Annotated in this window: 18 protein-coding genes; 15 read left to right on the top strand and 3 right to left on the bottom strand. The window is 32.4% G+C overall.

Features of this window, described 5'->3' with window-relative positions:
* The first annotated feature begins 365 nt into the window (after positions 1-365).
* The 3 genes from J3R86_RS10425 to J3R86_RS10415 are packed head-to-tail and all read left to right on the top strand — an operon-like array spanning position 366 to position 2,027.
* Positions 366-689, top strand: a complete 324-nt coding sequence (locus J3R86_RS10425) for a PadR family transcriptional regulator (RefSeq protein ID WP_207517224.1) — start codon at positions 366-368, stop codon at positions 687-689.
* Complete coding sequence (locus tag J3R86_RS10420; protein WP_207517223.1) at positions 682-1,239, top strand: HAAS signaling domain-containing protein; 558 nt, start codon at positions 682-684, stop codon at positions 1,237-1,239. Before J3R86_RS10425 ends, J3R86_RS10420 begins: the two co-directional genes overlap by 8 nt.
* Positions 1,239-2,027 carry a DUF4097 family beta strand repeat-containing protein gene (locus J3R86_RS10415; RefSeq protein ID WP_207517222.1) on the top strand — a complete coding sequence of 263 codons (789 nt, stop codon included), beginning with the start codon at positions 1,239-1,241 and terminating at the stop codon, positions 2,025-2,027. Before J3R86_RS10420 ends, J3R86_RS10415 begins: the two co-directional genes overlap by 1 nt.
* A gap of 94 nt (positions 2,028-2,121) precedes the next feature.
* On the opposite strand, the gene J3R86_RS10410 is transcribed toward J3R86_RS10415, so the two are convergent.
* Positions 2,122-2,730, bottom strand: a complete 609-nt coding sequence (locus J3R86_RS10410) for a DNA-3-methyladenine glycosylase (RefSeq protein ID WP_207517221.1) — start codon at positions 2,728-2,730, stop codon at positions 2,122-2,124.
* A 509-nt stretch (positions 2,731-3,239) separates the two neighbouring features.
* On the opposite strand from J3R86_RS10410, the gene J3R86_RS10405 reads away from it, so the two are divergent.
* From J3R86_RS10405 to J3R86_RS10380, 7 genes are all read left to right on the top strand, one after another.
* On the top strand, positions 3,240-3,800 hold the full coding sequence (locus J3R86_RS10405; RefSeq protein WP_242685725.1) for a DUF805 domain-containing protein: 561 nt from the start codon (positions 3,240-3,242) through the stop codon (positions 3,798-3,800).
* 267 nt (positions 3,801-4,067) lie between these two features.
* The gene (locus J3R86_RS12245; protein WP_278249687.1) at positions 4,068-4,193 is read left to right on the top strand and encodes a hypothetical protein; all 126 of its coding nucleotides are present in this window, start codon (positions 4,068-4,070) and stop codon (positions 4,191-4,193) included.
* 175 nt (positions 4,194-4,368) lie between these two features.
* Positions 4,369-5,268, top strand: coding sequence for an ABC transporter ATP-binding protein (locus tag J3R86_RS10400; RefSeq protein ID WP_207517220.1), 900 nt, complete (start codon positions 4,369-4,371; stop codon positions 5,266-5,268).
* A complete protein-coding gene (locus tag J3R86_RS10395; protein WP_207517219.1) occupies positions 5,261-6,493 on the top strand; it encodes an ABC transporter permease in 1,233 nt (410 codons plus the stop codon). Before J3R86_RS10400 ends, J3R86_RS10395 begins: the two co-directional genes overlap by 8 nt.
* Positions 6,494-6,774: 281 nt before the next feature.
* Complete coding sequence (locus tag J3R86_RS10390; RefSeq protein ID WP_207517218.1) at positions 6,775-7,101, top strand: YnfA family protein; 327 nt, start codon at positions 6,775-6,777, stop codon at positions 7,099-7,101.
* A 35-nt stretch (positions 7,102-7,136) separates the two neighbouring features.
* Complete coding sequence (locus J3R86_RS10385) at positions 7,137-8,165, top strand: aldose epimerase family protein (protein WP_207517217.1); 1,029 nt, start codon at positions 7,137-7,139, stop codon at positions 8,163-8,165.
* 502 nt (positions 8,166-8,667) lie between these two features.
* Positions 8,668-9,354 carry a ribose 5-phosphate isomerase A gene (locus J3R86_RS10380; protein WP_207517216.1) on the top strand — a complete coding sequence of 229 codons (687 nt, stop codon included), beginning with the start codon at positions 8,668-8,670 and terminating at the stop codon, positions 9,352-9,354.
* A gap of 288 nt (positions 9,355-9,642) precedes the next feature.
* On the opposite strand, the gene J3R86_RS10375 is transcribed toward J3R86_RS10380, so the two are convergent.
* Positions 9,643-10,743, bottom strand: coding sequence for a peptidoglycan release complex CPBP-like subunit SdpC (locus J3R86_RS10375; protein ID WP_207517215.1), 1,101 nt, complete (start codon positions 10,741-10,743; stop codon positions 9,643-9,645).
* Positions 10,744-11,035: 292 nt separating this feature from the next.
* Here J3R86_RS10375 and hutG point away from each other — a divergent pair, with 292 nt between their 5' ends.
* The gene (gene hutG, locus J3R86_RS10370) at positions 11,036-11,971 is read left to right on the top strand and encodes a formimidoylglutamase (protein WP_207517214.1); all 936 of its coding nucleotides are present in this window, start codon (positions 11,036-11,038) and stop codon (positions 11,969-11,971) included.
* 467 nt (positions 11,972-12,438) lie between these two features.
* On the opposite strand, the gene J3R86_RS10365 is transcribed toward hutG, so the two are convergent.
* Positions 12,439-13,320 carry a LysR family transcriptional regulator gene (locus J3R86_RS10365; RefSeq protein ID WP_207517213.1) on the bottom strand — a complete coding sequence of 294 codons (882 nt, stop codon included), beginning with the start codon at positions 13,318-13,320 and terminating at the stop codon, positions 12,439-12,441.
* Positions 13,321-13,478: 158 nt separating this feature from the next.
* Here J3R86_RS10365 and hutU point away from each other — a divergent pair, with 158 nt between their 5' ends.
* The 4 genes from hutU to J3R86_RS10345 all read left to right on the top strand — a co-directional run bounded on the left by hutU (position 13,479) and on the right by J3R86_RS10345 (position 18,850).
* Positions 13,479-15,140 (top strand): urocanate hydratase, encoded by a 1,662-nt coding sequence (gene hutU, locus J3R86_RS10360; RefSeq protein WP_207517212.1) that lies wholly within the window; start codon positions 13,479-13,481, stop codon positions 15,138-15,140.
* Complete coding sequence (hutI, locus tag J3R86_RS10355; RefSeq protein ID WP_207517211.1) at positions 15,140-16,375, top strand: imidazolonepropionase; 1,236 nt, start codon at positions 15,140-15,142, stop codon at positions 16,373-16,375. The genes hutU and hutI overlap by 1 nt, the downstream gene beginning before the upstream one ends.
* A gap of 178 nt (positions 16,376-16,553) precedes the next feature.
* Complete coding sequence (locus tag J3R86_RS10350) at positions 16,554-17,729, top strand: SulP family inorganic anion transporter (RefSeq protein ID WP_207517210.1); 1,176 nt, start codon at positions 16,554-16,556, stop codon at positions 17,727-17,729.
* Positions 17,730-17,731: 2 nt separating this feature from the next.
* Positions 17,732-18,850, top strand: coding sequence for an amidohydrolase (locus J3R86_RS10345; RefSeq protein ID WP_207517209.1), 1,119 nt, complete (start codon positions 17,732-17,734; stop codon positions 18,848-18,850).
* Positions 18,851-18,926 lie beyond the last annotated feature (76 nt).

Below are 18,926 nucleotides of genomic sequence, written 5' to 3'. Positions count from 1 at the left end.
CCCCCTTAGTTATAATATAATCCCCAAAGTCATTTTATGAAAGCGTTATAAATAACCATGTTTAACATTATACATATGACAAAGCAATATTTCTACTTTGACAATTAATACTAAAACAGATTAAAAGATCAATAGTGATTAAAACGTTAATATTTAAATTTGATTTATATAACTTGAACATCAAAATAATGTAGAAATAAATTAGTTTGGGAGTGGGACAGCAATAAATTTTATATAAAATTTATTTCGTCATTACACCCCATCAACACTTACTACTTTGCAATACACAGTAGTAAGTGTTATATTAAAGATAATCAGTACTGTGTAATACAAAGTACTAAATGATTAATTAACGAGGTGAGGCGATGAATGCTCAATTTAGAAAAGGGGCACTAGAGTTAATTGTGTTATTAGTGATTAACAAAGACGATCAGTATGGTTATTCGTTAGTTCAAAATATTTCGAGATATATGGAAATAGCGGAAGGTACTGTCTATCCTTTGTTAAGGAGACTTGTTAAAAATGGAGATTTATCCACGTATTTTCAAGCGTCAACCGAAGGACCACCAAGAAAATACTATACTTTGACAGCTACCGGACAACAAAAACTACAATCCCTTAAAGAAGAGTGGCAGATATTTGCAACAACAGTGAATCAATTTATTGAGGAGAGTGATACAGATGACTAAAGAACAATATTTACAAGTATTACGAAAGAACCTTAAACATATGTCGGATGATGACAAAGAAGATATTATTAATGAATATACGACTCATTTTTATAGTGGTTTGACAGATGGTAAAAGTGAGCAACAGATTTGTAAAGAGCTTGGTGATCCTAAGCAACTTGCTAAGGAACATAATGCTTTTAATACATTAGATCAGGCTAATACACAGCATTCATTTAATAATATTATGTCAGCTATCTTTACAACAATGGGGTTGAGCTTGCTTAATTTTGTAGTTATTTTAGTTCCATTTATATTATTGCTTTGTGTTATGGCATTTTTGGTTACTTTTACAATTGCTGGTTTGCTAGGCCCTGTTATGTTAATAGTGAAAGGAATAATTGATGGATTTAATAGTATTTTACTATTTGACGGCTTTATGGCAGGTCTCATGTTTGGCTGTGGCTTAATGTTATTAGTTATAACAAGTATCTTCTTTAAATATACGTATAGCATTGTAGTTAAGTATTTAAAATGGAACATTAAACTTGTCAAAAGGAGTGTTCATTGATGAAAAGAATTTATATCTGGTTAACAATAATTGGTGCAGTACTCATCGTGATATGTGGTATAGGCGTTATGGTAGAAGGTAAGAAGGCTATGTCAGAAAATCAACGACAACAAAAGCATTTTAAAGAAACGTATCATCAAAAAATAGAAACTTTAGATATTGATAGTGATAGTAGAAATATTGAAATACGTAAAGGTCATACTTATTCCATTGACAATATAGCGACAGAAAACAATATGAGCAGTAAAGTTTCTAATGGTAAATGGGTCGTAAAGAATCACACTAAAAAGCCAGTGATTAATTTTAGACCATTTAATAGCAATGACAAAGTTATTATTACGGTACCAGCAACTGAACTTAAGAAATTAACGATTAATGTGGATAGTCAACAACTGAAAATGGATGGGATTAATAGCAAAGAAACAAATATCTACAGTGATTCTAGTCAAACAAACATTAACAATAGTACATTAGGTGATACTAAATTAACAAATGACTCAGGACAAATGACAGTTCATCATTTCAAATTCCATAAACTTAATATTGTTAATGACTCAGGACAAATAGAACTAACAAAGTTGACAGCTGATCAACCAATACAAGTCAAGAATGATAGTGGCACAGTTAATATACAATTTGCTAACAAACCATACAATAGTAAATTAACTATTAATAATGATGCTGGCAATGTTGATGTAGATAAAAATATTTTTCCACATCATAAACTAGGACATGGAAAATATGCTATAGATATTATCAACGATTCTGGCACAGTAGAGATAAAATAATCATTAAAAGGCATACCATATCTAAGTGACAAAGCTCACAGAAGTTGTTTTCATGAGTGTCACTATAAATTGGTATGCCTCTATTTTTAATAGATTATTTCCAAGTATCATCAGGTTGTTGGCAATCTGATTTACGCATATGAGAGACGAAAGGATTCCCTTTAACAGTATAACGTAACGGTTTATTCGTCCATTCACCTTTATTTGGAATACCAATACGTGCACTTTCAATAATCTCTATTGGACGTTTTCGATGTTTGGTATCGATGGATAAACGGCAATCATTGAGTGTCAGACCATCAATAGAACGAGGTATATTAAAGGCTATCGTCCATTTACCTGGACCATTGGTTACTTCATAACCACTTTTGCCTCTGTTTTGAATCATAGCTTCAAGCCCATCTTCTGGCTCTATCGCACGTATTAATACACCTTCTGGAATACCTTGTTCTTTGGTTACAAAGTTAATTAGTAAGTAAGCATGCATCATATGACCGTAGATAGTACCGCCACGTTTATATAAAGAAGTAACTTTAGGTGTTTCTTTACCGCCAAAGCCGTGAGCAGCACGATCATTAAATCCTAAGTAAGCTTCAGTTTCTACAATATACCCAGAATAAGTTTGATGATCATCGTGATAGATGACCTTAACACCAAGTAAATCTTTTGCAGTTTGAATCGTATCTTTATTTATAAAATCCATGTCATTCTCCTCGTAAAGTATTTATTTAAAAATATTCAAATTCATATATTTTTAAGTTGAAAAATTTGATAAAATTATAATATAAAGTGTTTTGAAATAATAATTAATATTTAAAGTTGACAATTGATAATATTGCAGACAGATTATGATAACTTTTGCGAATTGAGTTAGTGTAACATAGCCATATTTTCAATGCTATATTATAACGATGTCATTTATTTAAGTATAAGCAACACAATAAAGACTTTCAAATAAGGGACTTTAGGTAGTGGGACAGAAATGAATTTTATATAAAATTTATTTCGTAATCTCCCCCAGCAAGACTGTCTAGATTTGCAAAATGTTGATTTATCAATCATTTACAAATCAGACAGTTACGGCCAAATGCTTGCATTTAAGTGTAAAATGTATTTGTCTCAGGCCCGCAATAAATGATGATAACACTACTTATAATTAAAAGGTACTTGTCTAAGTATGTGCGATTTTATGCAGTATAATAAATAGAGAGGATGATTAGTTTGAATGTACAACCCAAAGTTAGATTTACAGAAGCATTAGGCTTATTTTGGAAAAACTATGTTAATTTTCGAGGGCGCTCAAGACGAAGTGAATATTGGTTCATGACATTATGGCATCTGATCTTTATGTCACCAGCAATTTTATTAATGATTATTGGTTCGATTACATTATTTATAGGATTGTCGAGCTCCGAAGATGGTGCTGCAGCTTTGGGTGCTATTTTACTTGGGTTAACTTTAATTTATATTGCCATTTATGCAATTATTACGCTTATTCCTAATTTAGCTTTGACAGTAAGACGTTTTCATGATATTTCTAAAACGATGTTTTTACCGATATTTATGGTTGTATATAGCGTCTTTGTTATTATTATCGTTGAACTGTTACCAATGGATGATTTCGGTGAATTCACTACAGGTTCTACGATAGTACTTGTAGTAATTTATATCTTAAATTTTGTATTATCAATTTTAATGTTAGTCTTTTCATTACTTGATAGTAAACCAGCTAATAAATATGGTGATAGTCCGAAATATCCTTCACAATATTAATCATAATAATACTCTAGTTATAGTTGACGAAATTGATGTCACATTAACTAGAGTTTTTTTGTTTTTAATTAAAGGTAAGAAGTGTACATTTGAAAAGTTAGATAACTGAAAATGATTTGGCTCTCTATTTTTCAGTACTGATAAATAAAAAGTGAATAAATTAAAAAATAATTATGTATCAGTCCAATTTGGGAGAGAACCAATGATTTGTCATAGATTTAAATGTGTCATAACAATTAAAAATATACGTGAAAGGGAGAAAATAAAATGGATGAAGAAACAGCAGTTGTCTTAGGTGGTGGAGGAATTACGGGAATGGCTTGGAAAGCAGGGATATTAGCTGATTTGCAAGATAATAGATATCAACTTGAAAATTCTAAAATAATTATATGACAATAGTAACTTGATAGCTATCGGTGATGCAGGATATGTTCAAGGTACACATATTGTTGAAAACAAACAACAATCACTTAAATATTGGAAATAATATAATTAATAAAAAAAGTATATATTTAATTTGAATTAATGTTATATTAAAGATAATACTATCATTAAGGGAGGTTTCAATATGGTGCTAAACGTTGATCACGTCACGAAAAGATTTGGCTCGAATACGGCAGTTGATGACATTTCTTTAGAATTAGAACAAGGTAACATGCTTGGCTTTCTTGGTAGAAATGGCGCAGGGAAAACAACGACGTTTCGTATGATCTTAGGCTTAAGTGAACCAACTGAAGGAGCAATTACATATAACAATAAAAAAATTGATAAAACAATGTATAACAACATTGGTTACTTACCAGAAGAGCGTGGATTACATGCTAAAATGACAGTAGAAGATGAATTGAAGTATTTGGCTACTTTAAAAGGTATGTCTAAACAAGCAATTAACAAACAAATGGATTATTGGTTAGAGCGCTTTGATATTACTGAGAATCGTAAGAAAAAAATAGATAGTCTATCGAAAGGTAACCAACAAAAGATTCAATTATTAGCTAGCATGTTACATCAACCAGAGTTATTAATTTTGGACGAACCATTTAGTGGTTTAGACCCTGTTAATGTTGAATTATTAAAAGAAGCAGTTAAAGACTTAAATGACTGGGGTAGTACTATTATTTATAGTTCTCACAGAATGGAACACGTTGAAGAACTATGCGACGATGTCTGTATTTTAAATAAAGGACAATTAGTTGTTTCGGGCAATATTAATGATGTACGTGCATCACATGGTAATAAAAAAGTAATTATCGAAGCTGACCACACATTACCAGAATTAACAATGATCGAAGGTATTATAGATATAGAGCACAACAAACGAGGTATGACTATAGTTATTGAACAAGAAGACGTAGCTAAAGATATTTACCAGGTTATAACGCAACATGGTTTTGTGAAAAGATTCCAAGTTCAAGAACCATCATTACATGATATCTTTATTGCCAAGGTAGGTGATAAGCATGAATAAGTTTTGGGCCACTTTTTCACTTACCTATCTAAACAAAATTAAATCTAAAGGCTTTATTATTTTTATGTCTATTATAGTTGTATTAATGGTGGCTTTATCAAATATTGATAAAATTATTGATTTCTTTGATGATGGGCCAGATAAGATTGGTGTAGCAACACCTAATGAACAATTATATAAAGCATTTAAAGCACAAAGTCATGCGATTGATGATGAGGCTAAATTTGTTAAAGTGAGCAAGGAAGATGCAACTTCAAAAGTGAAGAAAGATCAACTCGATAAAGCATATCTTATTAAAGAAAATAAAGATCACACATTAAATGCAACGGTTATTAGTAAGAAAAGAATTGGTGAGTCAGATCAACAACAATTAACTGCAGTACTAAGCTCAATACAAACACATTTAATTGCGGCTGACTTAAATATTAATCAACAAGATTTACAAAAGCTACAGGATAAAAGTGAAGTGACTAACGACGTAGTGTCTAAAGATGACGTAGATAAAGTATCACAAGGACAAAAGATGTTTAATTATATTTTAGCGTATGTCACTATATTTTTAATGTTCTTTATTATTTTTAATTTCGCATCACAACTAGCTATGGAAATTGCCAGTGAGAAAACATCGCGTGTCATTGAAATGATTATCACAAGTATTTCTCCAATCAAACATATTTTAGCTAAAATGCTAGCGATTATTGCTGTAGCATTCACGCAAATTATTTTAATTTGTATCATTGCAGTAATATGTATTTTTGCTTTTGACTTAAAAGACTTGTTACAAGGCTTCAATGTTGAAATGAATGATTTATCATGGCAAATTATAGCGGTTGGAATGATAAGTATAATTATTGGTATATTAACTTATGTGTTATTAGCTGCTATATTAGGCTCATTAACAGCGCGTATTGAAGACTTAAATCAATCGCTTATGCCATTATCATTAATAGCGATGGTAGCTTTTTACATTGCATTATTTACGATTAATAATCCGGATATGAAATTAGCAACTGTGACGAGTTTTATTCCATTTTTAGCACCATTCCAGTTAGTTGTACGTGCACAGACGTCCAGTTTAAATCTATGGGAAGTCGTTGTTAGTTCAGGTATATCTATTATTGTTATTGTGGTACTTATGTGGACTGCGATTAAAACATATAAAGATTCTGTATTGACCTTTGAAAAAGGAATTTTCAAATCACTGAAGAGAGTATTAAAAAAATAACAGCTCTCTAATCATGTGAACTGGTTATTACGGTTGTCTCTGGTTTGCTACCTAAAATTAGCAAAACAAAAATAATATTGATGGGAGTATTGTAATTGTCATGATTTAGTTAAGATTATTACTTTACTCCCATATTTTTTAGCTATAACTATAGAATAATGTCAAAAAAAGTGTACAATATGAATGTGAAAAAGAAGTTTTTGAGGGATTGATAAAAAGTAGTCGTCGATATTTATTTTTATCAAAAAGAATAACGCGTTTTGGATAGGTGGTGTCATCAATTGTTATACCCATTGGCTATTTTTATACTTGCTGGTTTGTGTGAAATAGGTGGCGGCTATCTTATCTGGTTATGGTTAAGAGAAGGACAATCATCATGGCTTGGATTTTTCGGTGGAATTATTTTAATCCTATATGGTGTTGTTGCAACCTTTCAATCGTTTCCAACTTTTGGTCGTGTATATGCAGCTTATGGTGGTATATTTATCATTATGAGCATCGTATGGGCTATGATATTTGAAAAACAGGTACCAGATAAATACGATATTTTGGGAGCAGTTATTTGTATTATTGGTGTTTTAGTGATGTTACTACCTAACAGAGCTTAAATACTGCGTTTAGTGTAAGGAAGGGAGAAGTAAAAATGATAGTTGAAGTTGAGCACCAAAGACATGGTGTAGATTTAATTAAGATTGATAATGATGAGACTAAAATTATTTTTACAAATTATGGAGCTGGCATCGTATCTTGGAAGTATCACGATAATAATACTGTCTTAGGTAATGTTGTTGAAGCGGATGAATTTTACTTTGATAATCCATTTAAATTTGGAGCATCAATTGGGAGATATAGCGGTAGAATTAAAGATACTACTTTTAAACTTAATGAACAACAGTATAAATTAGAGCAAAATGATCAGCCCCATCATATACATGGTGGTAAACAGGGATTGGATTCTAAATTGTTCGATTATGAAATTTTTAATGAAATTGGTCAAATTAGAGTAGTATTTACAACTACATTACAATCACAAGAAGACAATTTCCCAGGTGATCTTGAAGTGAAGATTACGCATACTTATGATGCAGATCATCAATGGTCAATAGATTATGAAGCAGTAGCTACAGAAGATACTTTGTTTAATCCAACCAATCATGTCTACTTTAATTTAAATAGAGATAATAATGTCGTTGATAATCATCGACTTTATAGTGAACATTTGAATATGCACTTACTAGATGATCAAAATATTGTTACTGATGAAGTAGTGGAGTTACATGATATTTTTAGCGACAACAAAATTAAACTTAGTGATATATTTACAAGTGAACATCCTCAGCTTCAACAACAAATGGCACAATACGGTGGATTAGACCATCCATTTACAGTAGGGAACGACAAACTTTTTGTCGAGAATCATGAATTTTCTCTAGAGGTGGAAACTGATATGCCGAATATCGTTATGTTTACTTTTAACCAACCTGAAGCATGGCAAAGTGATTTCAATATTTATAAAGCACATTCTGGTTTTACCCTTGAAGCACAATTTATGCCAAATGATATTAATATTGATGGTGATAAAGCCTTATCAATATTAAGAGCTGGTGAACCATTCCATTCTAAAACAAGTTATCGTATACATGAATACGCAGTTACAGGTAATGATAATTAAATATATTAAAGCTAAATGTAGAGTTAGAAAGTAAAATGAAAAAGCCGAGTTGTGCCTTGTTGCACAACTCGGCTTTTTCATCTTTATGATTAAATATTAGTGATTACTTTGTTCAAGGACAACGCATTAAAGTTAGATAGAGTGACTAATGTTATATTACACCAATATCATATAACATGATGTCGTTTACTAAGCCCAGGATATAATTGTGTCATCCTCTCATGATGATGTTTATAATGGAACTGTATTTGTTATATTATTTCAAGTTAAATATATTAATTGTTAAGGTGGAAATTTTCAGTAGATAGTTTCCGAATAGTTAAAACGTTTTCATTTATATCACCACTATTGTCACTATATTGTGCTACATAAATTAAATTGTTTGATTATTACATATAAAATGTTTTTAAAATGTTAGAAAATAAGGGTATGTTTAATGATGATGGTCATGTAGAATATAAGATGAATGGACCAAAGAAATATACTACAGGAGGCTATCTAAATGAAAGATGTCAATGAACTTAAATTAATGACTTTAAATGATGTATTGAAAGAAATTAATAAGGACATGATTTTAGGTATTGGTACAGGTAGTACGATGGAATTATTATTACCTGAAATTGCTCAATTGATTAAGGAACAGGGTTATGACATTACCGGTGTATGTACGTCGAATAAAATTGCATATTTAGCTAAAGAATTAGGTATTAAAATATCAGAAGTAAATGATGTAGATCATGTTGATTTAGCTATTGATGGTGCTGATGAAGTAGATCCAGCTTTAAATATTATTAAAGGTGGTGGCGGAGCATTATTTAGAGAAAAAGTAATCGATGAAATTGCAGACCGCTTTGTTGTTGTTGTTGATGAATCTAAAATTGTTAATTATCTAGGTGAGACATTTAGATTGCCGGTAGAGGTAGATAAATTTAATTGGTTACAAGTAGTTCGTAAGATTGAATCATATGGTGATATTAAAGTTGAAAGACGTGTAACAGAAGATGTTGCTTTTATTACTGATAATGGTAATTATATTCTTGATTGTACATTACCACAAGGGATTGATGCTTATGAATTCCATGAGTTTTTAATTCATATTACAGGTGTATTTGAAACAGGATATTTCTTAGATATGGCTGATAAAGTAATTGTTGGAACACAAAATGGAGTTAATATCTTAACGAAATAGCAAAAAAAACGGTTCTCTAACAAATCGGACTGATACATAATTAAATTTTCAAGCCTCGCTGTGCCCAACCTGCATTGCATGAAAAAACTGGATAACCAGTTTTTCTGTGTTGGGTCCCTTCCTAGGGTGCTGTCTCAGCCTGTAGTCTTCGACTAGCACTGCTCCCTAAGGAGTCTCGGCTTCAAATTAATTTTCGTTTTAAATTATTCATTTTTTATTTATCAGTCCTAAAAAACAGAGAACCAAAAAAACGCTCGTACAAAAAGTGTACGGGCGTTTTTTTAAAATTTAACGACGGTGATGATTGTGATGTTTGTTACTATCGTGAATTTCTTCTTCAGCATCAGTTACGGTTGAAGAACGACGATCATCCTTATATGGTGCAGATGATTTAAGGTCTTCGTGATGACTATCTGATAATGAATTATCTGCCGTTGATTTGTCGTAATCATCATGTGATTTATTGTCACTAATGTCTTCCTTTGTATTGTCAGTTGTTTTATTATTTTGCATATTTGAATTTTCTTGTTGATTACTAGTATTTTCATCGTCACTATCATCAACATGATCAAAGTAATTATTTGGTTCAACTTCCTCTAAACTACGTTTCGTAGTCATATAGACGATGAATCTAATAATTAAACTTAATAAGATAAACACGACTGCTACAAGAGCTGTTGATAAGGCAATCACTTTCATAGAGAATAAATCGCCAAGTTCTTCACTAAATAAGAATACTAAACCAAACGTCATTGAAGCATGGAAAATTGTAGCGATATAAATTGTACGTCCGCGTGTTGCACGGATTAATTCACTAATAATCATTGAAAATGCGAACGAATAGATAAAGTTATAAATTGCAAATTGTGATCCGTAAGTAGTGTTTGCCGTAAATATTGAATACATTAAAGCGATAATAATACTAGCGAAAAATGTATTCATTTTTGTTTCTAGTATGTTTTGTAAATAAGAACGGAAACCAAATTCTACTAAAAATGCCATAACGATATGTCCGATAAGAATTTGTGTGATTGGTACTGATAAATCAGAAGCTTGTAACAGGATAAAACTATCCGCAAATGTATTAAAGCTATACATACCAATCATAAAAATAATTAACGGTAAGATTAAGGCTAAAAGAATACGTTCAATGACTTTTAAGCCAATCGTGAATTTTAAACCTGCAAGTTGTATTTTCTTATGTTTGAACACGACAATACAAATAACTGCTGCAACAAAAGGTGCAATATCAGTAATTTCAAAAACAAAGTGTTTAATGCCTACAGTAGCTTGGTAATCTCTAAGTATGATGGATAAAGCCATAGTAATGACAAAAAATACAAAAATTGTCATTGCCCACTGGAATCCAGAAATTTTATTATTTTCCATTAGTGTAACCTCCGTTAGGTACCGTGCAAATAATCATTTATTAACAATTATACATATTACAAGCTAAGAGTTAAATTGTCTATGTCATTTATTAATCAAAATGTAATAGTCCTGACGTATTATATTAATATAAAAATAGCTTTTTAAAGAAAATTCAACTTTAATTAATATTTTGAATATCAAAATAAGTAATAATTAATATCATAGGCTAATGGTATGTATTGAATTGAAATTTAACATTACGTTATACTTTAAGTATTAAATCATCTCTATAATATGAGGGGGAAATAGTGTGTACAAGCTTGCTGAACCAAATTTATGGACAGGGCGTTTAGATAGTGAAACTGATCGTAGGCAATTTAGACACTTCCAAACAGTAAAATTTGAAGACTTAACTCAAGTTACTAAGTCTAAACAACCTAATGGCGTTGGAATGTTAGGTTATGCTGTAGATAAAGGTGTTGAACTTAATAAAGGACGTGTAGGTGCTAAAGAAGGACCCAACGCTATTAAACAAGCTTTTGCAGGATTACCTGATTTAAATCAATGTGAAACCTTTGTCGATTATGGCAATGTTGAACATACTCATGAGCGATTAATTGATACACAAAAAGAATTTGCTGAACTAGCATCAAAGTCAATTAATAATCATAAACAAACGTTTCTCTTAGGTGGTGGACACGACATTGCCTATGCACAGTATTTAGCTTTACGAAAAGTATATCCTGAACAATCAATTGGTATTATCAATATTGACGCGCATTTTGATACACGAGATGAAGAAGAATCAACATCAGGAACAAGTTTTAGACAAATATTAGAAGAAGATGATAATACTGATTATATGGCGCTTGGTATTTCTCAAGGTGGCAATACACAAAGTTTATTTGATTATGCAAAAGAAAAAGATATTAAATATGTATTTTCAGATGAATTATTGCATCATGTGTCACCACCAATTAAGGATATGATTGAACGTTTTATTCATGATCATGATGTGATTATGTTAACAATATGTATGGATGTCATAGATAGTGCCTTTGCCCCAGGTGTGAGTGCACCAGCTGTGTTAGGATTATATCCACATATCGTATTCGAATTAGCAAAACGTATTGTTCCAAGTGATAAAGTGACATCTATAAGCATAGCGGAAATGAATCCAACATATGATACAGATAATAGAACCGCTAAACTAATTGCTAACCTCGTACACCACTTTTTAAAGTAGCACTTCTTTTACGAAGAAAAAGTTAGTGCTACTTATGCAAAAGGCGAAAGACTTTTGTAATCCGTAAAACGCGCTTCTTTTACGAAGAAAAAGTTAGTGCTACTTATGCAAAAGACGAAAGACTTTTGTAATCCGTGAACCGCACTTCTTTTACGAAGAAAAAGTTAGTGCTACTTATGCAAAAGGCGAAAGACTTTTGTAATCCGTAAAACGCACTTCTTTTACGAAGTAAAAGTTAGTGCTACTTATGCAAAAGGCGAAAGACTTTTGTAATCAATTGAGCTTAGTATAACAAGAGCTCCAACACAGAGGATTTCACAAGAAATTCAACAAGCCATGCAAGTTGAGCCATAAGAGCTAGTAACAATTAGAGCTAGTAACAATTAGAGCTAGTAACAATTAAAATTGTACAGGGAAGAAGAATACATTTGGTTGCTTGGCACCAAATGCATAAGAGCTTGTAACAATTAAAATTGTACAAGCTCTAACCAATAGTCTTTACATTGTTGGATGAGGTTATTGACTTCTGTTGAATGGTTGCGTTTTTTTAAATAATTAATATAAATTGTCCGTCCTAAATTGGGGCGGATTTTTTTATATTCCAAATGATCCGTATTAAAAGATTGATAATAGAATCTTGGAATAATAGCATAGCCTAGACCAAGATGCACAAAAGATACAGCTGATTCAAAACGATCTGTTTCAACAATGATATTTGGACGAACATTACTTCTATTAAAATAATCGTCAAGGTGTTTTCTAACTTGAGAATTTTTATTAGGTAAAATGAGTGGTAAGTTTTGAACATTTACCCAATCTTGATGACAAAATGTTTCTTTTGGAGCCAAAAGAATATATGACTCATCATATAATGCTACTGATTCAATATCGTCATGATTTATTGTTTCGTTTGTCAGTGCGATATGTATATTGAAATTTAATAATTCTTCAATAGAACGTGATTTATCATGAATTTCATATAAACGATATTGCTGATGCGGAAAATCGACATGATGTTTTCTAATTAATTGAGATAACCATTGATTTGTCGATTCTAAGGCACCAACTTTTATTCTAGGAACAGTTGATACATTTAAATCGTACATTTTTTCCATAGTGGAACGGTATTGATGCACTAAGTCTTTAGCATAATGATAAAATTGTATGCCTTTTTCGGTAATTTTAATATCTTTAGTAGAACGGATAAATAAATCATAACCCAAATCTGCTTCCATCTTTTTAATCGTAGCAGTTAACGAAGGCTGACTAATATGAAGAAATTGAGAAGCTTTAGTGAAACTATTATATTTAACAATCGCTAAAAAATATTCAAGCTGAATGATTTTCATTGTTATCCTCCTACATCTCATTTATAACTTGAAGTTATAAATAATTAGTTTATTTATATTTGTTAACTATATTTTAGCATAATATAATAACTAATGAAGATAATTATGTAAGCGCTTCACTTCGTCTGTCATTCTAATTAAGATAGGGAGAGATTTTAATGAGAAAAATCCAAGCAAAAAAAGGTTTAGATATAGAGTGTAAAGGTTGGGAACAGGAAGCTGTACTGCGCATGCTTTATAATAATTTAGATCCAGAAGTTGCTGAGCGTCCTGAAGATTTAGTTGTTTACGGCGGTATTGGCAAAGCTGCGCGTAATTGGGAATCTTTTGAAGCTATTGAAAGAACGTTACGTGATTTAGAAGCTGATGAAACGATGTTAGTGCAATCAGGTAAACCTGTTGCTGTTTTTAAAACACATGATGAAGCACCACGTGTGCTAATTTCTAATTCAGTTCTAGTACCTGAATGGGCCAACTGGGATCATTTTAATGACTTAGATAAAAAAGGCTTAATTATGTATGGGCAAATGACGGCCGGTAGTTGGATTTACATTGGTTCTCAAGGTATCGTTCAGGGGACTTATGAAACCTTTGCAGAATTAGCAAACCAACATTTTCATAGTGATTTAGCAGGCACAATTACGTTAACTGCTGGGCTTGGTGGTATGGGCGGTGCACAACCACTTGCTATTACAATGAATAACGGTGTAGCAATTTGTGTTGATGTTGATGAATCAAGAATAGATAAACGAATCGACACGAAATATTGCGATGTAAAAACACATGATTTAGACGAAGCGTTAAGATTAGCACAACAAGCAAAAGAGCGAGGTGAAGGTTTGTCAATTGCTATAGTCGGTAACGCGGTAGATGTTCACCAAGCTATTTTAGATAAAGAGTTTAAAGTTGATGTCATTACAGATCAAACAAGTGCACATGATCCATTAAATGGCTATGTACCACAAGGATATTCAGTTGAAGAAGCACGTGATTTACGTGTTAATGATCCTAAAAAATATGTTGAACTTTCTCAAGCATCTATGGCTAAACATGTGGAGTTAATGCTAGAATTCCAAAAACGTGGTGCAGTAGCATTTGACTATGGCAATAATATTCGTCAAGTTGCTTATAATAATGGTGTTAAAAATGCCTTTGATTTCCCAGGATTTGTGCCAGCATATATTCGACCACTATTTTGTGAAGGTAAAGGACCATTCCGTTTCGCTGCATTAAGTGGTGATCCTAAAGATATTGAACGTGCTGATGAAGAAATGCGTAAATTATTCCCGGAAAATGAAAAATTATTACGCTGGTTAGACTTGGCTGAAGAAAAAATTGCTTATCAAGGGTTACCATCTCGTATCGCTTGGTTAGGTTATGGAGAAAGAGCCAAAATGGGCTTAGCACTAAATCGTTTAGTACGAGAAGGTGAAATTTCTGCACCTATCGTTATTGGACGTGATCATCTTGACTCTGGTTCTGTGGCAAGTCCAAACCGTGAAACAGAAAGTATGAAGGATGGCAGTGATGCAGTTGGAGATTGGGCAGTACTTAATGCTTTGATTAATACTGCAGCAGGTGGTTCTTGGATTTCTTTCCATCATGGTGGTGGTGTTGGCATGGGCTATTCCTTACATGCAGGTATGGTAGTTGTTGCTGATGGTTCTGAAAAAGCTGATCGTCGTTTAGAAAGAGTGTTAACTACAGACCCAGGTATGGGAGTAGCAAGACATGTTGATGCAGGCTATGATATTGCCATACAAACTGCTAAAGACAAAGGGGTTAAAATACCAATGATTGATGAAGTGGGTGATAAATAATGAATGATTTAATCATTACTAATATACAAGAATTAATTTTACCTAAATCAACGGATAGACCGTTAAAAGGACAAGAATTAGATGACTTAACTATTGTTGAAAATGGTACGGTAGTCATTAAAGATGGCAAGATTGTATATGCTGGAGAGCATAGTGATGATTTTGAAGCTCAAGAAATCATCGATGCAAGTGGTAAAGTAGTATCACCAGCATTAGTAGATGCACATACACATTTAATATTTGGTGGTTCAAGAGAGCATGAAATGTCATTGAAACGTCAAGGTAAGTCTTATTTAGAAATTTTAGAAATGGGTGGAGGCATATTATCTACTGTCAAAGCTACACGTGAAACGTCAGAAGAAGATTTGTTTAACAAAGCGGAACATGATTTATTAACAATGATTAAACATGGTGTGCTTGCTGTAGAAAGTAAAAGTGGATACGGTTTAGATAAAGACAATGAATTAAAACAATTAAAAGTATCTAATCGATTAGCTAATAAATATAATTTAGATATGAAACATACTTTCTTAGGGCCACATGCAGTGCCAAAAGAAGCAGAGTCTAATGAAGCATTTTTAAATGACATGATTGAATTATTGCCAGAAGTGAAACAATATGCAGATTTTGCAGATATCTTTTGTGAAACAGGTGTCTTCACTATAGAAGAGTCACGACGTTACATGCAAAAAGCAAAAGAAGCAGGATTTAAGGTGAAGATTCATGCAGATGAAATTGATCCATTAGGAGGACTTGAATTAGCTATTGATGAAGGTGCGATTTCTGCTGATCATCTTGTGGCTTCAAGTGATAAAGGTAAAGAAAAGTTACGCCATAGTGACACGGTTGCAGTATTATTACCGGCAACAACATTCTACCTAGATAAAAATGATTATGCTGACGCTCGTGGAATGTTAGAGAATAATGGTGCGATTGCGCTTGCCACAGATTATAACCCGGGAAGTAGTGTAACCAATAACTTACAACTGGTTATGGCTATTGCAGCGTTAAAATTAAAATTATCTCCAAATGAAGTTTGGAATGCCGTCACTGTCAACGCTGCTAAGGCTATCGATGTTGATGCGGGTACTATTAATAAAGGTGATAAGGCGAATATTGTTATTTGGGATGCGCCAAACCATGAATATATTCCTTATCATTTTGGCATTAACCATGCTGAAAAAGTAATCAAAGATGGTAAAGTCATTGTCGATAATACTTTAACACTAGACTGACTATAGTTTTAACAAGAGCTGCTCTAAGTATCGTATCTATGTAGATACGTCTACTTAGAGCTTTTTAATTAGTTAGTAAAGATAATGTCGAACAAAGTGAGCCACACCTATGAATTATTGTAATTGTAAGAATTATTTGACAATAATGTTAACATAAAACATATAAGGGGATGGTAACGTGACGGATAAAAATAGACCAAGTTACCTTGATGAATGGAAAGGTCAATATAGTCAAAATATTTTAGCGGGAATATTATTAGCATTGGCATTATTACCAGTGGCCATTGCATTTTCGTTTATTGTTCATATTAATCCAGCAATTGGTTTGATGACGTGTGGCTTAATGATGTTTATGATGAGTTTTATAGGTCATCGTTTAGCTATGGTTTCAGGACCAAGTAGTGGTATATCTATTGTTGCAGCACCTTTAGTTGCACAACATGGTATATCTTATTTATTTTTAGCAACTTTAGTAATGGGGCTTATACTTATTATATTTGGTTTATGTCATATTGATAAAGTACTAACGCGTATACCGAATACAGTTGTTATGGGATTTATGAATGCATTAGGGTTACTGTTATTAACTACACAAATTAAGTATATCTTCGGTATCTCAGTTGCTACTTATATTGTTGCAATCATAGCATGTCTCATTATTATTATTGCATCGAAAACGGTTCGCTTGATTCCTGCACCACTCATTGCCATTATCATAGTTACGTTTTTGACGTGGTTGATACATCCAAATATACAGTACGTTTATGATCTTGCTAACATTACAATGACCCTACCTCATCTACATATCCCCTATGGCATATTCACTTGGTCTACAATGAACATCGCACTAGTGTATGGTGCAACAATGGCAGTCATTTCAGTAATACAAACTAATCTAACAACACAAATGATGAATGATTTAACACAACAATATAGTAATAAAGATAGAGAAGTATTGAGTCAAGGTATTGCAAATACAATAATGTCTTTATTAGGAGGCTATGGTTCTAGCGGTCTCGTAGGTCAATCTAAATTTTTTTATAGAATGGGAGCAACGACTAGAGTAGCGACGCTATCAACAGGAATATTTTTATTATTATGTGTCATTGTATTAGGACCGATTGTTGGACATATTCCAATGGTTGTTTTAGCAGTTGTACTTGTATCAGTATCATTAAATACGTTTGATAGAAGAACATGGTCACATATTAAAGAAGCACCTTTTAAACGCGGAAGCTTAATGTTAATCACGATGGCTTTAATTTTAGTAACTAATAATTTAGCAATTGGTGTGATTGTTGGTACGTTTATTTATTATATTGGCCGATGGGTAGTACGATTAAAGGAGAGATAATAATGACAGAATATAATCAATTAGTAGAATGGCGTCGATATTTTCATCAACATCCAGAACTTTCAAATGAAGAGGTTAACACGACTGCAAAATTACAACAAATTCTTGAAGAACATGATATTAACATTTTAGAGACACCTTTAAAAACGGGTTTAGTAGCGGAAATAGGACAAGGAGATCAATGTATCGCAATTAGAAGTGATATCGATGCGTTGCCTATTAACGAATTAGTTAATCATGATTTTAAATCTGACAAGTCAGATGTTATGCATGCTTGTGGACATGATATTCATATGGCGAGTGTATTAGGTACGGCATTGCAATTGAAAGCAATAGAAGAGCAGTTAAATGGACGTGTTAAAATTATTTTTCAAGCTGCTGAAGAATTAGGTTATGGTGCTTTGGAAGTCGTTAATACAGGGGTAGTTGATGATGTATCAGCAGTGTTAGGATTTCATAATTATCCGTCACTCAATGTTGGTGAATTTGCTATTAAATCTGGTGTTATTACTTCTGCCGTGGACCGCTTTGAATTTAACATACAAGGTGTAGGTGGACATGCAGCGAAACCTGAACAAAGTAATGACCCAGTCATTGTATTAGGACAATTAATTAATAGTATTCAGTCAATTGTTAGTAGGAATATATCGGCATTTGATGAAGCGGTGGTAACCATTGGACAAGTAACTTCTGGTTCAACATGGAATGTCATTGCGGATCAAGCGTATGTTCAAGGAACAGTGAGAACTTTTGACGCTAATGTTAGAGATTTGATTGAACAAAGACTTCAAGATATTGCGCAAGGCTTAACAGCAATGTTTAACGCTACAGTAACATTGAATTATACAAAATTACCAGGTGCAGTTATTAATGACCAACAACTAACTGATACAGCTATTAAAGTAGCACAAGAAGTAGGTTATAACGTCAATGTTATGGAAGAACCATTGACAATAGGTGAAGATTTTTCAGGCTTTAGTCAACAAATTCCTGGTGTCTTTGCCTTTATCGGTTCAAATAGTAACTATGACTTACATCATCCTCAATATGACCCGGACGAAAAGATTTTGAAAAAAGTACCGTCTTACTTTGTCAATTTGGTTAAGCAATTACTTGCATAAATGTTTGCTGTATAGTAAAAAGAATGAAAATATGATTAAAGTAGGGTGCTCATTGGGTAAATATAATATAGAAACT

Origin of the sequence: Staphylococcus simiae, assembly GCF_017357005.1 — a bacterium.
Taxonomy (GTDB): Bacteria; Bacillota; Bacilli; order Staphylococcales; family Staphylococcaceae; genus Staphylococcus; species Staphylococcus simiae_A.
This window is presented reverse-complemented; position numbering and strand designations above follow the sequence as displayed.